Genomic DNA, 15,341 nt, shown 5'->3' with positions numbered 1-15,341 from the left:
CCGCCGACCCCTCCTCTAGCCGAATCAACCCCAAGGGGATCTAGACGTGCTGGACGTCAACTTTTTCGATGAGCTCCGGATTGGCCTCGCCACCGCCGACGACATCCGTCAGTGGTCCTTCGGCGAGGTCAAGAAGCCGGAGACCATCAACTACCGGACCCTCAAGCCGGAGAAGGACGGGCTCTTCTGCGAGAAGATCTTCGGTCCGACCCGGGACTGGGAGTGCTACTGCGGCAAGTACAAGCGCGTCCGGTTCAAGGGCATCATCTGCGAGCGCTGCGGCGTCGAGGTCACTCGCGCCAAGGTGCGCCGTGAGCGGATGGGCCACATCGAGCTGGCCGCGCCGGTCACCCACATCTGGTACTTCAAGGGCGTTCCGTCGCGCCTTGGCTACCTGCTGGACCTGGCGCCCAAGGACCTCGAGAAGATCATCTACTTCGCGGCCTACGTGATCACCGGCGTGAACACCGAGCTGCGGCACAACGACCTGCCGACGCTCGAGAACGAGATCGGCGTCGAGCGCAAGAACCTCGAGACGAAGCGCGACGCCGACATCGAGGCCCGCGCGCAGAAGCTGGAAGCCGACCTGGCCGAGCTGGAGGCGGAGGGCGCGAAGTCCGACGTGCGCCGCAAGGTCAAGGAGGGCGGCGAGCGCGAGATGCGCCAGATCCGCGACCGCGCCGGTCGCGAGCTGGACCGTCTCGAGGAGGTCTGGACGACCTTCACCAAGCTCGAGCCGCGGCAGCTGATCGCCGACGAGCTGCTCTACCGCGAGCTGATCGACCGGTACGGCGAGTACTTCACCGGCGGCATGGGCGCGGAGGCGATCCAGAAGCTGGCGACCGAGTTCGACGTCGCCGCGGAGGCCGAGAGCCTGCGCGACACCATCCGCAACGGCAAGGGGCAGAAGAAGCTCCGCGCGCTGAAGCGGCTCAAGGTCGTCGCCGCGTTCCAGGCGACCGGCAACGACCCGCGCGGCATGGTGCTCGACGCCGTCCCGGTCATCCCGCCGGACCTGCGCCCGATGGTGCAGCTCGACGGCGGCCGGTTCGCCACGTCGGACCTGAACGACCTGTACCGCCGCGTGATCAACCGGAACAACCGGCTCAAGCGGCTGATCGACCTCGGCGCGCCCGAGATCATCGTCAACAACGAGAAGCGGATGCTGCAGGAGGCCGTCGACGCGCTGTTCGACAACGGCCGCCGCGGCCGTCCGGTCACCGGTCCGGGCAACCGGCCGCTGAAGTCGCTGTCCGACCTGCTGAAGGGCAAGCAGGGCCGGTTCCGCCAGAACCTGCTGGGCAAGCGGGTCGACTACTCGGGCCGTTCGGTCATCATCGTCGGTCCGCAGCTGAAGCTGCACCAGTGCGGTCTGCCGAAGGACATGGCGCTCGAGCTGTTCAAGCCGTTCGTCATGAAGCGGCTGGTCGACCTGAACCACGCGCAGAACATCAAGTCCGCCAAGCGGATGGTGGAGCGGTCGCGGCCGCAGGTGTGGGACGTGCTCGAAGAGGTCATCACCGGCCACCCGGTGATGCTGAACCGCGCGCCGACCCTGCACCGGCTGGGCATCCAGGCCTTCGAACCGCAGCTGGTCGAGGGCAAGGCGATCCAGCTGCACCCGCTGGTCTGCGAAGCGTTCAACGCGGACTTCGACGGCGACCAGATGGCGGTGCACCTGCCGCTGTCGGCCGAGGCGCAGGCCGAGGCCCGGATCCTGATGCTGTCGGCGAACAACATCCTGTCGCCGGCGTCGGGCCGTCCGCTCGCCATGCCGCGACTGGACATGGTCACCGGCCTGTTCCACCTGACCCGGCTGAACGAGAACGCCGAGGGCGCGGGCAACGCGTACTCCTCGCCCGCCGAGGCGATCATGGCGTACGACCGCAAGGCGCTGAGCCTGCACGCCCCGGTCAAGATCCGGATCACCGACCGGCAGCCGGCGAAGGCCGACGAGGCGGCGCTCGCGGAAAAGGGCTGGGAACCGGGCAAGCCGTGGCTGGCCGAGACGACCCTGGGCCGCGTCCTGTTCAACGACCTGCTGCCGGCGGACTACCCGTTCATCAACGAGCCGATGCCGAAGAAGCGGCAGGCGGCCATCGTGAACGACCTCGCCGAGCGGTACTCGATGACGCAGGTCGCGCAGACGCTGGACAAGCTCAAGGACGCCGGTTTCTACTGGGCGACCCGCTCGGGCGTCACGGTCGCGATCTCGGACGTGCTGACCCCGGTCGGCAAGAAGGCCATTCTCGACGAGTACGAGGGCAAGGCCGACCAGGTCGAGAAGCGGTACCAGCGCGGTCAGCTGTCCCACGCCGAGCGCAACAACGAGCTCGTCAAGGTGTGGACGCAGGCGACCGAAGAGGTCCACAAGATCATGGAGACGGCGCTGCCGGACGACAACCCGATCGCCATGATCGTGAAGTCGGGCGCCGCCGGCAACATGACGCAGGTCCGTTCGCTGGCCGGGATGCGTGGCCTGGTGTCGAACCCGAAGGGCGAGTACATCCCGCGCCCGATCAAGGCGAACTTCCGCGAGGGCCTGTCGGTGGCGGAGTACTTCATCGCCACGCACGGCGCCCGGAAGGGTCTGGCGGACACCGCGCTCCGTACCGCGGACTCGGGTTACCTGACCCGTCGTCTGGTGGACGTTTCGCAGGACGTCATCGTCCGCGAGATCGACTGCGGCACCACGCGCGGCATCATGATGCCGATCGGCGAGGACCTCGGCGACGGCAAGATCGTGCGGGACCAGCACGTCGAGACCTCCGTGTACGCGCGGAACCTCGCGACGGACGCGGTGGACGCCAAGGGCAACGTCGTGCTGAACGCGGGCGACGACATCGGCGACCCGGCCATCGAGAAGCTGCTCTCCAGCGGCATCACGAAGGTCAAGGTCCGTTCGGTGCTGACCTGCGAGTCGGCGGTCGGGGTCTGCGCGACCTGCTACGGCCGTTCGATGGCGACGGGCCAGCTCGTCGACGTCGGCGAGGCGGTCGGCATCGTCGCCGCCCAGTCGATCGGCGAGCCGGGCACGCAGCTGACGATGCGTACGTTCCACCAGGGTGGTGTCGCCGGTGACGACATCACGACCGGTCTGCCCCGTGTCACCGAGCTTTTCGAGGCCCGGGTGCCGAAGGGCAAGGCTCCGATCGCGGACGTCGACGGCCGCGTGCGGATCGAGGAGAGCGAGCGGTTCTGGAAGATCACCCTGATCCCGGACGACGGGTCGGAGGAGATCGTCTTCGACAAGCTGTCCAAGCGGCAGCGGCTCGCGAACACCCCGAACGGCCCGCTGGGCGACGGCGACCACGTGCACGTCGGCCAGCAGCTGCTCGAGGGCACGCCGGACCCGCACGAGGTCCTGCGCGTCATGGGCCCGCGCGAAGCGCAGATGCACCTCACGGACGAGGTCCAGAAGGTGTACCGGGCGCAGGGTGTGTCGATCCACGACAAGCACATCGAGGTCATCGTGCGGCAGATGCTGCGCCGCGTGACGATCATCGACTCCGGCGCCACGGACTTCCTGCCGGGCGAACTGCCCGAGCGGACGAAGTTCGAGGCGACGAACCGGGCCGCGGTCGCCGAGGGCGGCGAGCCGGCTTCGGGCCGTCCGGTGCTGATGGGGATCACGAAGGCGTCGCTGACCACGGACTCGTGGCTGTCGGCGGCCTCGTTCCAGGAGACCACGCGAGTCCTGACCGACGCGGCGATCAACGGCCGCTCGGACAAGCTCGTGGGCCTCAAGGAGAACGTCATCATCGGTAAGCTCATCCCGGCCGGTACGGGCATCAACAAGTACCGGAACATCCAGGTGCAGCCGACCGAGGAGGCCCGGGTCGCGGCGTACGCGATCCCGTCCTACGACGACGGTTACTACACCCCGGACGTGTTCGGTTCGGGCACCGGCGCCGCGGTTCCGCTGGACGACTACGACTTCGGTCGCGACTTCCGCTGAACCTCGCGTAGCTGAACGAAAAAGCCCCCGGTCCTCGTGGCCGGGGGCTTTTTCGTCGCGGTGGGTAGCAGGTCCGGAGACGGTACTTGTACGGTCGCGGCCCGTTTCCGGCTGGCATACCTTCGCGCGCGTGGCTGATGTCGTGCCCTTCACGGACAACTTCTCCGATCTCTCCAACGCCCAGGGCTACCAGTTCGAGTTCCGTTGCGAGCGCTGCGGGAACGGATACCGCTCGGCGTTCCAGCGGGACGCGATGGAGACCGGGCGCAGCATGTTGCGCGCGGTGGGTTCGTTCTTCGGCGGGACGCTGCAGCAGTTGAGCAGCTCCGCGGACCAGTGGAAATACGACCGGGCGACGAATTCGTCGGCGAAGGACCGCGCGCTGACCGCGGCCGTCGAGGAGATCACCCCGCGCTTTCGGCAGTGCCGGGGCTGCAGTGACTGGATGTGCGCGGATCAGTGCTGGAACGAGGAAATCGGCCAGTGCCTGCGGTGTTCGCCGAGCGTGGCGGAGGAGATTTCGCGAGCACAGGCGGCGGCGCAGCGGGATCAGATCTGGGACAAGGCGCGCGAGAAGAACTGGACCGGTGAGCTGGATCTGGACACTCGCGCGAAGCTCACCTGCCCCGGCTGCGGGCTGAAGGCGGACGGCGGGAAGTTCTGCACGGGGTGCGGGAGTTCGCTGACCCCGACTGTCCACTGTGGAGAGTGCGGCAAGGAAGCCAAGGCGGGCGCGGTGTTCTGCGCGGATTGCGGGCACCGGCTCTGACCGGCGCGGGCGCGGCCGAGGGGACCCGGCCGCGCCCGTTTCCTCACATGTCCAGGTTTTCCTTGGTTTCCTTCGTCGTGTGGTCCCCGGCCTCGTCGCTCGCGCCCTGGGACTTCGTGATGTCGCGGGTGTTGCTGATCGTCTTGTCGACGAAGTCGAAGGCGCCCTTGCCGACGTAGGACGAGCCCTTGCTGAGGTCGGTCGGGTTCACGCCGATGACCTGCTTGACGGCCTCGCCCGGCGCGTTCTTCAGCGCGTCGACCGCGGCGGTGCCGAAGGCGCTTCCCTTCGTCCCGGTGGCGTTGGCGACCGCGCCGGCGAGCGCCTTTTCCGTGCCGGGGGTGATCCGGGCTCCGGACGGGGTGAGCTTCGAGCCCTGCTTGACCATCTCGTCGGCCCACTTGGCGAGGAACGTCAGGAACTTCTCGATCAGCTGGCCGAGTTTGCCGAGGTGGCTGGTGACCCGGCTGACCGTGCTGGCCACGCGGGCGACCGACGCCGTCATGGCCGCCGCGACGGACGAGCCGAGGCTGACGACGGAGGCGGCGAGCGCGGGCAGCCACAGGTAGATCAGCCAGCTGACCAGTTCCGAGATCAGCGCCTTGACGACTTCCTCGATGACGGTCATCACCATCGACCACATCTGCAGCGTCTCGGCGACCGCGCCCGCGCTGGAGCCGATGCCCTTGATGCCCTCGGAGAACTGGGCCAGCGCCTTCTTCGCGGCGGCGCCGCCCTCGCCCTGCCAGTCCTTGAGCGCCTCGTCGCCTTCCTTGACGAAGTTGTCGGCCAGGGTGACGAAGCCCTTGCCGATCTCGACGAAGTTGCCGGACGCTTCCTTGAGAGCAGGACCGTCGCCGGTCACGAAGTGCAGGGCGTCCTGCAGCGGCTGGATCAGCTCGATCAGCATGTTGAGGCCGTTGCTGACCAGCCAGCCGACCGGGTCGAGCGCGAAGCTCGCCAGGTCCACCGCCGCGCCCGCGACGAAGCCGGCGCCGTCCTGCACCAGCTGCCCGCTGGCCGAGGCGAAGTCGCCGAAGCTCTTGGCGTCGCCGTAGTTCTCGATGGCGCCGGAGATCGTGTTGACGCCCTTGCCGACGAACGGCGTCTTCTTGGCCGCTTCGAGCGCGTCGTGGCCGAACCCGTCTTCGTGCTTGATCTTTACGCCGTCGGCGACGCTGTCCTGTCCCATGAGTTCCCCTTGCTCAGAGCGGTCCGTCGATCTTCGCGTCGAACTTGCCGAAGGTCATGACGGTGTCCTTCTCGTGCCCGTCGTAGATCTCCGCGGCTTTGCCGAGCTTTTCCTGAAACACCTCGACGCCGCTCTTCATGGCCTCGAGCAATTGCTTGAGCTCTTCGAGCTTGCCGGTGTAGGTCTGCTTGGCGACCAGCCCGATCAGGCCCCACGATTTGTCGCCGACGTCGGCCTGTCCCACGAGGTTGCCGAACTTGCCCGCCTCGCTCTTGTAGTGGTCGAGGCCGGTCGAGTACTTCGTGATGGCGGTCGTGACGACGCTGTGGGTCATCGGTGGTCCTCCTCGTCGTTGAACAAGTTCTTGAGGAACTGGTCGCCCGCCGAAGCGGGAGGCGGCGGCGGGGGCGCCTGCGCCGGCCGCTGGTCGGTGCGAAGCAGGTTGTTGTTCGCGAAGTCCTCCTCGTCGCGAATCGGCGTCGCCGGCCGCTGCGGCTGCGCCTCCGGGAGGTTGGACTCCAATTCCTCCACGGTGGTTCCCAACCCGGCCGCTTGGGCTTCGAGAACCTGCTCGGACACGTTCAGCCCGAAGGCCGTGCCCACGTGCTCGTCGACGATGTTCGCCTGCTTGCGCGCGGATTCGGCGACGGCCTGGTGCAGCGTCGCCAGGATCGTCGCCGCCAGCTGGTCGGGCTGCTGGCGCAGCGCGTCCGGGGAGAGCCGGAGGTCCTTGACCGAACCGCTCGGGCCCGCGACCACGGTGACCGCCCGGTCCGGCGACATCACCTGCGCTTCGAGCGCGTTCAGTTCCTCCTGCATGTCGCCGACCTTCGCGAACTGCGCCTCGGCCTGCTTGAGCTTCGTCTGGAACTTCTCGAACTCCGCGACGAGTCGGTCCATCTCTTCGGACACGGCGGTCACACCTTCCCTGCACCTCGCTGATGTGCGGGATTATGCCGCTTCTGTCGCCTTCGTGCTTCAAGAGTGCGGAATCCGGACCGGGTGATCACCGCAGGTCAGCAAACCGGCTGGCTACGACGGCGATTCGACCGGCCGGGATTCCTGGAGCCGGCGCAGGAGGCGGACCCGGCGCGGGGCGCGCGGGCGGAAGATCGTTTTGAAGAAGAGGAGCCCGAGCGCGACCGGGACCAACCCGGCCAGGATCGTCAACGCGACGGCGTCGTTGTTCTGGAACACCGTGTTCCACCAGATCGGGCCGATCCGCACCGGGACGACGTCGCCGCGCTCCGGCAGCTGGCCGAGGTGCCAGGTGGTGACGACCTCGCGGGTCTGGGCGCCGGCTGGGTAGGTGCCGCGAACCGCGGGGGACTGGCTGTCGCAGATCTGGGTGCGGTTGAGCCCGCAGGAGCGGCCGCGATCGCCTGCGGTGGAGTCGGTGACGGTGAGCTGGACTTCGCTGGCGAGACCGGCGGCCGCGGCGATGCCGTTGGCGATCGGCAACAGGCCGAGCACCACCATGGCCGCGGCGAGCAGGGAGCGCGTGAGCACAGTCGTCGGCGAGAGCGGTTGGCGGTCCATCGTTTCGCGGTACCGGTTCACGCGGTTCCGCACGAAGCCCCGGCTGTCTCCGAACCACCGGTCGTAGCTGGTTTCGGCACGGCTGAACTCGGTGCTGGGCCAGAGGTTCGGCGCCACGGCCGCGGCGAAAACGGCCAATCGGCGGGCGTTGCCGAGCAGCCGTTCTTCGTTGAGACCGTCCGCTTCGGCGGTCCACAGCGCGTCGCGCTCGAACACGACCTCGTGGACCCGGAACCACAGGTCGCTCAGGAGCAGTGCGCGGACTTCCGGGGTGAGCACCCGGGCGGCGAACTCCGGATCCTCGGCGGTGACCTCGAACCTCCGGTCGAACTCCGGGTCCACCGCGAACTTTTCCAGCTCTGCGGTCGTTTTCGGAGTGCCGGCCTGGATCCGGGTGATCCGGGCGTCCTCGAACGGGGTGGCGTGGTCCGGTTCGAACGCTCCGGTGCGCGGGGTGATCCGCAGGACCGGGCTGTGCGGGATCCGCAGTTCGGTCATCGTGTAGATGCCGCCGAGGCGATCGGCGACCCGGTCGGCCGCGGAACCGTGACTGCTGAGCGGGTATTCGACGCCGAGCAGCCGATGTCCTTGGTGCTCGAGTTCGACCACCCGGCGCAGGGACAGGCTGTCTTGCTGGTCGAAGGCCACGGTGCGGCCGCTCTGAGGCAGGACTCCGAACGTCGCTTGAGCGGTGGCGCCGAGGCGACGCAGCCGCCCGCGCTGTCGGACGGATTGCCAGACCACGAAGGCGACGAACGCCACCGGCAGCGCGATCCACACGGCCAACGGCGCGTGCACGTCCATGCTCACCGCGAACCAGGTCATCGTCGTGCCGAAGAAGACCAGGCCGGTCGCGATGTTGCTGAGTGCGGAGGTGACGGTGCCGCCGCCCTCGACCCGGCCCGCTGTCCACAGCAGGAGGAATCCGGCGAGGTAGCCGACGGCGATGTACCAGGGGAACGGGTCTGCCATTGGCCGGATTATGCCGTTTCGGTCCGGTTCCCGCGCTCGAACCGCAGCTCAGTCGGCTCGCCGGGACCAAGAGTTCCCGGGATTCGATCACGAAACGGTAACGAACATATCCGGCGAACAGCCCTCGCTCCGGCGGCCGAAGCGGCGAACCTGCTTTGGGCCGAACGGAGCATCGCAGGTCAGCGCCGTCGCCTCGGCCGGGCGGACGACGCGGGGCGGGCAAGTCGGCCCAGTTCGTGGGATATTCACCCCTTCGGTCGATGTTCCCACGATTGATCACCGCATTGACAGTGCGTGCGGTTCGCCAGAGTATTTCGCGCATGTCCTTTCCGGTTGCCCTGGTGTGGCGTCTGCACGTGGATCTGCGCCAGCAGGCCAGTGCGCTGTGTAGGGATTCCTGACCTCTTCTCCCGGCCGCGTCCGGCTGGCTGATTTCTCTTGCCCCGCAACGGGTTCGTCTACCCGAGGGGAATAAACGCTTTCTCTGTTCCGGGTGCGTTTCACGCTGCCCGAAGAACGGGGAAAGAAGTGCCTTCGCGGGCGCTTCACGGGAACACAAACAGGGAGACACAATGCGATTCAGCTCCTCATCGGGCGCCCCGCCCCGATGGCGGAAAGCGCTGACCGTCGCCGGTGCGGCCGCGCTCGCGATCGGTGCGGTGACCTACACCGGGTCCGCCACCAGCGCCTACGCCGACGTCCAGGTGGTCACCGACGCCAAGACCGCGTCCGACGGCAAGCAGTACTGGGTGCAGAACCACCTGGTGGGCAAGGACCTCGCCGCGCAGGCGCGGTCCGCGGACGGCACGCCGAAGAAGTGGCTGCTGGTCTGGGCAGGCGACGAGAACATCGCCGACACCGCGGTGAAGGACGTCAAAAACCTGCCGGGTTCGCTCGGCGGCGGTCTCGGGAAAATCAAGAATGCCTTGCCTGGCCCCGATTTCCTCGCGGTGATCGACGCGACGCAAGGCTCGCCGACGTACGGCAAGGTGGTGAACACCGCGACCGTCGGCCCGCTCGTCGAAAACGAGCCGCACCACATGCAATACGTGTGGCACAAGGGCGACACGATTTACGCCGGTGCGTTGTTCGCCGCGGCGACGTACGCGTTCGACGTCAGTGCGTTGCCCCAGTTGAAACTCAAGGGCATCAGCCTGCCGACGCAGACGCTCGGCGGTTCCGTGCCCGACGCGTACTGGGTGCTGAAGGACGGCACCGCGTACGGCACGTACATGGGCGGTCCGGTCGTGCCCGGCCCGTACGCCTACCAGGACGGCTCCACGCAGATCGGCAACGGTTTCGCGGGCAGCCCGGGCGAGGTCGTGCGCTTCGACAAGAACGCACAGGTGCTGTCGCAGAGTCCGGCGGCTACCCCGCAGGGCGACAACGCGAAGCTGTGCGACAACCTGCCGCAGCTGGGCAAACCGTCCTGCGCGAACCCGCACGGCATCCAGGCGCGCGAGGACCTCAACACCCTCGTCACCAGTGACTACGCCGAACCGCGCAACATCATTCTCGACCCGGTGAAGCAGCCGTCGCCGTATCTGCGCCGTCCGACGATCCGCACCTGGGACATCTCCGACCGCAACCACCCGAAGCTGAAGGCGGTGTCCTACCTGCAGGACGGGCCCCGGGCGAATCCGGCGGACCCGCTGCACTCGGAAAGCCGCGCGGTCATGGAGACCACGGTGACGAACCTGCCCGGCCACAAGGGCGCGTTCGCCGAGACGATGCAGGGCGGCGCGATCTTCTACACGCCGGACATCACGGCGAAGGAGCCGCACTGGATCGAGGTGTTCGACGACGGCACCGCGGGCAAGCCGATCTACTCGCAGAACGATTCCAACGGCGCCAGCTCCAACGGCGGCTGGCTGCAGACCAGCCCGGACGACCGGTTCCTGTACCACGCGGTGCAGGGCAGGCAGAAGGGCGCGCTCGGCCCGGACGACCCCGGCACCACCGGCGGCGTGTACGTGCTCGACATCCAGAAGCTGGTCGCGGCGGGCGACAAGGTCGAGGACATCAAGGGCCGCGTCGACACCAAGGAGAAGGCGCAGCAGGGCGGCGGGGGAGACCTGCCGACCGTCGTCGGCTCCGCGCCGATCAACCCGGGCGTGCCCGGGGCGGGCCCGCACTGGGGCGCGTACGACAACTTCGCGCTCGGCCAGGACGGTTTCTACCACGAAACCCAGCAGCCGCAGCACATCGCGATGTCGAACTACTTCGTCGCCCGGTCCGGTTTGGACGGTGACCACAAGGTCAACCTGCTGAACCTGTCGCCGGACGGGAAGGTCGCGGTCGATCAGAACTTCCGCGACGAGTTCACCGGCCAGGTCGGCATCAACTTCAACCGGAAGTCGTGGCCGCACGGGGACTTCGGCAACGCCAAGCCGCACTCCGAGCTGTTCGTGGTCGCCGACCAGAACGTGAAGTAACTCCCTTCCCGGCGCGCGGGCGCCCGTCCGCGCGCCGGGATTCTCCCCGAAGAAGGTCTCCATGGATCACCACGTCACTCCGGCGCCCACCGGATCGTCCGGTGTGGACAGTGCCGCGCTGGTGCTGCGGCTGATACTGCTGCTGGCGACGGCTTTCCTCGCCGGCACCGGGATTCTGCGTCCGCTCGTCGGCCCGCTGCCGCGCAAGCTGTGGCTCACCACCGGCGCGCTGGGCGTCGGCTCGGCGGTGCTGGCCGGGGTGTCGGCGGCGACGGTCGACGTCAACCTCATCGCGCTGATCGTGCACATCGTGCTCGCGCTGGCGGTGCCGGTGCTGCTTCGGTGGCCCTCGGCGGGTCGGTGGGCTTCGCTCGCGCTGGTCGTGCTCGTGGTGCTGGAAACCTCTGTCGACGGCACAGGCATCTCCTTCGCCATCGACACCGTGTACGTCGCTGCGGCCGCGCTGTGGTTCGGCGTGACCCTGTTGTCCGCGTGGGTGCCGGTGGAGGAGTGGCGCTCGACGCCGTTGCGCGTCGGTCCGCTGTCGGTCAGCCTCGCCGGACTGTTGACGCTCGCGGGCGTCGTGCAGCTCGGCGTCTCCGGAGTCGCCTTCGACCGGCGGCTGTACGAAACGCTCTTCGGCCTCTCGCTGATCGTGGTGGTCCTGCTGCCCGCAGCAGTCACCGTGGTGTCGGCGATCTTGTTGTCCCGCAACGCTTCCCTTCGCGGCTACCGCTACGGCGTCGCCGGGGTCGCACTCGGCTTCGTCGCGTGGAGTGCGCTCGCCGCGGTGCCGCAGCCAGCGCCGCTGCCCGTGCCCGGGGTACCGCTGCTGGCGGACGCGAAAGTCGGCGGCGCGACCGTGCCGGTGCTGGTCAGCCCGCAACGGCCAGGTCGCAACCTCGTGCACTTCCCGGCGAGCGCGGGCCCGGACCTGTCCGCTGGCGTCGAAGGCGGGATCGTCACCACCGCGGCGGCGCGTGCCGGTGCGGAAGGCAGCTGGGCCGAGGTCGAACTGCCGCCCGGACGCAGCACTCTCGTGGTGCACAAGGGCGACGCGACCACGACGATCGACGTCGACGCGGGTACCGAGGCCGGCCCGACGGTCTCGGACGCCGACGCGCCGGAATGCGCGGAAGCCGCGCTCGGCGGTCTGGTGGCGGAGAAACGCGACGTGCTGACCAGCTGCCCCTCGGACGCGTTGTCGCCGGAGGACCGCGGTTCGCTGGTGAAACTGGTCGAATTCCTCGCCTCGCGGAAGCCGTCGGCGATCACCTTGGTCGAGGACCGGTCGCCGCGTGGCGTACAGGCCGCGCAGCTCGTCCGCGACACCGCTGCCCGTGTCGGTCTGCCGGTGCGCCCGGACGCGGCGGCCGACACCGCGCTGGTGGTCGTCTCCGGCTGGAGCGACGGGTACCTCGCGATGAGCCGCGCCGCCGAATCGCAGCGGCTCAAACCGACCCACCAATTCGGCCTGTACCTCGCGCCGTGGCTGCTCAACGGACCCATCGTGAACACCGTGGCCAGCGCCGCCATGCCGCTGCGCTTCGACCCGCGCGACCAGCTCGCGGTGAGCTACGCGGTGGCCGTCGGCAACAGCTTCGGCGGGGAAAGCCCGTCGCTCGGCGGGTTCCGGACCTGGCTCGGTCCACAGTGGACCGCGGTGAACGGCGAGGTGCAGCTGTTCGCGGCGGCGCAGGTCAACGCGATGCCGATGTATCCCAACGAACCGCACGCGCCCGGCATGCAGGCCGCGCGCGACTACGCCGGGCAATGGATCCCCGACGGAACCATCGTCCCGATCAGCGGCGCGCTCCGCTGACCCCGCAGTTCCCCGAAGAAAGGAAACCCCTGATGAAACGCACTGCCGCCCGGATCCTGCTGCCGCTCGCCGCGGCCGGGGCGTTCGCCGGATTCGCCGGGGGAGTGGCCAGCGCCGCCACTCCCGCCGCCCCCGCTGCCCCCGGCACGCCCGCCGCGGGACTGCCCTCGCTGCCGACCGGGAGCCTTCCGTCGCTGCCGACGGGCGGCCTCCCCTCGCTGCCGACGGGTGGCCTTCCGTCGCTGCCGACGGGTGGCCTTCCGTCCCTGCCGACCGGTGGCCTGCCCTCCCTGCCGGGCCTGCCCGGCCTCCCCGGCGCGCCGACCGGCGGCGGCCCGTCGGTCTGGGTCGTTCCCGGCCTCGACGCGGGCAGCGTCCTCGGCCCGACCACGCAAGCCCCGGCCCAGCTCCTCGCGCCGGTGTTCAACCTCGTCACCGCCGTTTCCTGAGCACAGAAGGAGAAAAGCCATGAAGAAGACTGTCGTCCGAGCCGTCGCCGCCACCGCGCTCGCCGGAGCCGCCGTGCTCGGCGCCGCCGCGCCCGCGCTGGCCGCCGCTCAGGACCAGCCCGGCGTCACCGTCGTCGACGAGCCGGACACGTCGAATCTGAACAACATCTGGACGTTCGCGCCGCTGGGCGTGCCCGTGCTGGGCCTGATCCAGTCGCTGAACGGCGTCCCCGGCCGGATCCTGCCCGGCTGACCCGGCTCCGCCGGTGGTTCCCCTCGTCCCCGGGAACCACCGGCGGCCCGGGCGGGGCCTGGCGAAAGAAGGAACATGGACAGACAGCTGATCGGCCGGCTCGCGATCGCCGGCATCACGGTGGCCGCCGTCGCCGCGACCGTAGTGATCCTCGGCGCTGGCGACGACTCCGCGCCCGCTCCGGCCGCCGTGGCCGCGCCGGCCGCCGAAGCGCCGCAGCGCGCCCCGGACCGCACCGTCACCCGCACCCTGGCCCCGACGACGTCGACCGCCCCGGCCGCACCCGTTCCGTCCAGCTGGCAGATCACCTACGAACTCACCGGCTCCGGCACCGCCACCGTGGTTTACGACGACAACGGCCTCGGCCTGGTGCACCAAGAGCTGTCCGTGCCGTTGCCCTGGAGCAAGACGCTGACCTGGCCGAAGACGGCCGTCGCGCCGACCGTGCAGCTGATGGGCCAGTCGAGCGGACCGGTCGAATGCCGGGTCTCGGTGAACGGCGTGCTGGCGCGGTCCGCGAAAGCCGCCGACGGCGAGGTCGCCACCTGCGCGGGACGGCTCAGCTGAGGTCCTTGGAGAACCAGTGCTCGGCGTACCGGTCGTCGTTGAACGCCTCGACCTCCGCGTAGCCCATCGACGCGTACAGCGCGCGTGCTTCGACCAGATCGTCCCGGGTGTCGAGCCGCATCCGGGACGAGCCCAGCCGCCTCGCCGCCTCTTCGGCCGCCGCGACGATCAGCTTTCCGCCGCCGTGCCCGCGGTGCTCCGGGCGGATGTAGACCTTCGTCAACGCGCTCAGCCCCGGCTCGACCATCCGGACCCCGACGCAGCCGGCGGGCTTCCCGTCCCGGTAGGCCATCAGGAACGCCCCGGTCGGCGCGACGAGGTCGGCGCTGGGCTCGTCGGCCAGCGCCTCGTCCACCTCGGCGGGGGTGGCCGGGCGGCCGTAATACCGCGACGCGACGTCGTCCAGGTACTCGCGCAGGATCGCCGCGGCCTCGGGGTGTCCGGGCGCGATTTCGCTGATCTTCCAGTCCACGTCCCTCATCTTGGGGAGGCCGTCCACCGATTTGCCCGGCAGGTACCGTGCAGAACGGCAGGGGAACCGAACGAGGAGGCGACATGGACGGCAGCGAGAACGTCGACCAGCCGGGGGACAAGAAGACCGGCGGCAGCCATGCCGCGCCGGAGGGGGCTGGAGTGCACCCGCTGATCGATCTGTCGCGCGACCCCAATCCGGGCAAGCCCGACCACGCGAAGCCGGACGAGGACTGACCCGCGGCCCGGCCCGGCGGGGGCCCGCCGCCGGGCCGGGTTTCGCGCTCTGTCCCGGTGCGGCGATCGTCGCCTCGGGACCGCTCCATTGTGGAGCGCCCAGCGGCGCTTCTCCTTGCCGCTGACGAATTTCTCTCGCGTTCTTAACGCCGCACGCGCACCGCGGATAAACCCCGATGAGGACTTCGCGGGATCCCGACTCGGCCCGCGCGCTCCCCTCGCCGGGTGAGTTCGCCGCAGCCGCTCTCGCACGCGACGCGCAGCGTTCTTCGCGGACCTCGGCATCCCGCCGCCGGATCCAGTGCGGCAGGTCACTCGGGTTGCTGAGAACCCCGGCTCCTCTGCCGCACTCAATGCGGCGCCGGGGCGCGGGCTCGGAAGCGGGTCCATCCAGTGGTCGCCCCGTCCCGGCATCCGAGCCGGAGTGCGCTCTGACCGCGGCAACTCCCCCGGGAATAGCGTCCCGCCGCACGGCGTTCTGCATCCCGGGAAGTCCCGCGCGGCGCCGTCCCAAGGCCCCGATCTGGGGTTACGATGACCGGTCGGCGACCGTAGCGACCCCCCGCCCGGACCGCTCCGCGAGTGGACGGGTATCTTTGGAGACCGTGCCCGGCAGGCGTCGGGCCGCTCCGCGTGCCGTTGGGCATGAGCGGGGTGCTTTTGCACCCGGTTCACCG

General features: G+C 69.2%; 13 protein-coding genes. 8 read left to right on the top strand and 5 right to left on the bottom strand.

Annotation, left to right across the window (positions count from 1 at the left end; translation table 11 throughout):
* Positions 1-46: 46 nt before the first annotated feature.
* Entirely contained in the window at positions 47-3,958 is a 3,912-nt protein-coding gene (locus F9C11_RS03595) for a DNA-directed RNA polymerase subunit beta' (protein ID WP_409183501.1), read from the top strand.
* Positions 3,959-4,088: 130 nt separating this feature from the next.
* Positions 4,089-4,727 carry a zinc ribbon domain-containing protein gene (locus F9C11_RS03590; protein ID WP_409183500.1) on the top strand — a complete coding sequence of 213 codons (639 nt, stop codon included), beginning with the start codon at positions 4,089-4,091 and terminating at the stop codon, positions 4,725-4,727.
* A 43-nt stretch (positions 4,728-4,770) separates the two neighbouring features.
* Here F9C11_RS03590 and F9C11_RS03585 read toward each other — a convergent pair whose 3' ends face one another.
* From F9C11_RS03585 to F9C11_RS03570, 4 genes are all read right to left on the bottom strand, one after another.
* Entirely contained in the window at positions 4,771-5,919 is a 1,149-nt protein-coding gene (locus F9C11_RS03585) for a hypothetical protein (RefSeq protein ID WP_409183499.1), read from the bottom strand.
* Positions 5,920-5,932: 13 nt separating this feature from the next.
* Positions 5,933-6,253, bottom strand: a complete 321-nt coding sequence (locus F9C11_RS03580) for a hypothetical protein (RefSeq protein ID WP_409183498.1) — start codon at positions 6,251-6,253, stop codon at positions 5,933-5,935.
* Positions 6,250-6,831, bottom strand: coding sequence for a YbaB/EbfC family nucleoid-associated protein (locus tag F9C11_RS03575; RefSeq protein ID WP_409183497.1), 582 nt, complete (start codon positions 6,829-6,831; stop codon positions 6,250-6,252). The genes F9C11_RS03580 and F9C11_RS03575 overlap by 4 nt, the downstream gene beginning before the upstream one ends.
* Positions 6,832-6,951: 120 nt before the next feature.
* On the bottom strand, positions 6,952-8,430 hold the full coding sequence (locus tag F9C11_RS03570; protein WP_409183496.1) for a hypothetical protein: 1,479 nt from the start codon (positions 8,428-8,430) through the stop codon (positions 6,952-6,954).
* Positions 8,431-9,002: 572 nt separating this feature from the next.
* Here F9C11_RS03570 and F9C11_RS03565 point away from each other — a divergent pair.
* From F9C11_RS03565 to F9C11_RS03545, 5 genes are all read left to right on the top strand, one after another.
* Positions 9,003-10,865 carry a hypothetical protein gene (locus F9C11_RS03565; RefSeq protein ID WP_409183495.1) on the top strand — a complete coding sequence of 621 codons (1,863 nt, stop codon included), beginning with the start codon at positions 9,003-9,005 and terminating at the stop codon, positions 10,863-10,865.
* A gap of 61 nt (positions 10,866-10,926) precedes the next feature.
* On the top strand, positions 10,927-12,687 hold the full coding sequence (locus tag F9C11_RS03560) for a hypothetical protein (protein WP_409183494.1): 1,761 nt from the start codon (positions 10,927-10,929) through the stop codon (positions 12,685-12,687).
* A 32-nt stretch (positions 12,688-12,719) separates the two neighbouring features.
* Positions 12,720-13,136, top strand: a complete 417-nt coding sequence (locus tag F9C11_RS03555) for a hypothetical protein (RefSeq protein WP_409183493.1) — start codon at positions 12,720-12,722, stop codon at positions 13,134-13,136.
* Between the two features lie 19 nt (positions 13,137-13,155).
* The gene (locus F9C11_RS03550) at positions 13,156-13,389 is read left to right on the top strand and encodes a hypothetical protein (protein WP_409183492.1); all 234 of its coding nucleotides are present in this window, start codon (positions 13,156-13,158) and stop codon (positions 13,387-13,389) included.
* A gap of 75 nt (positions 13,390-13,464) precedes the next feature.
* Positions 13,465-13,956 carry an MmpS family transport accessory protein gene (locus F9C11_RS03545; protein ID WP_409183491.1) on the top strand — a complete coding sequence of 164 codons (492 nt, stop codon included), beginning with the start codon at positions 13,465-13,467 and terminating at the stop codon, positions 13,954-13,956.
* Here the strand turns inward: F9C11_RS03545 and F9C11_RS03540 are convergent.
* Positions 13,949-14,428 carry a GNAT family N-acetyltransferase gene (locus tag F9C11_RS03540; protein ID WP_409183490.1) on the bottom strand — a complete coding sequence of 160 codons (480 nt, stop codon included), beginning with the start codon at positions 14,426-14,428 and terminating at the stop codon, positions 13,949-13,951. The two genes, F9C11_RS03545 and F9C11_RS03540, sit on opposite strands and share 8 nt — an antisense overlap.
* A gap of 83 nt (positions 14,429-14,511) precedes the next feature.
* Between F9C11_RS03540 and F9C11_RS03535 the strand changes: the two genes are divergently transcribed.
* Entirely contained in the window at positions 14,512-14,664 is a 153-nt protein-coding gene (locus F9C11_RS03535; RefSeq protein ID WP_101436018.1) for a hypothetical protein, read from the top strand.
* Positions 14,665-15,341 lie beyond the last annotated feature (677 nt).

It is taken from the genome of Amycolatopsis sp. VS8301801F10, assembly GCF_046195355.1.
Lineage (GTDB): Bacteria > Actinomycetota > Actinomycetes > Mycobacteriales > Pseudonocardiaceae > Amycolatopsis.
This window is presented reverse-complemented; position numbering and strand designations above follow the sequence as displayed.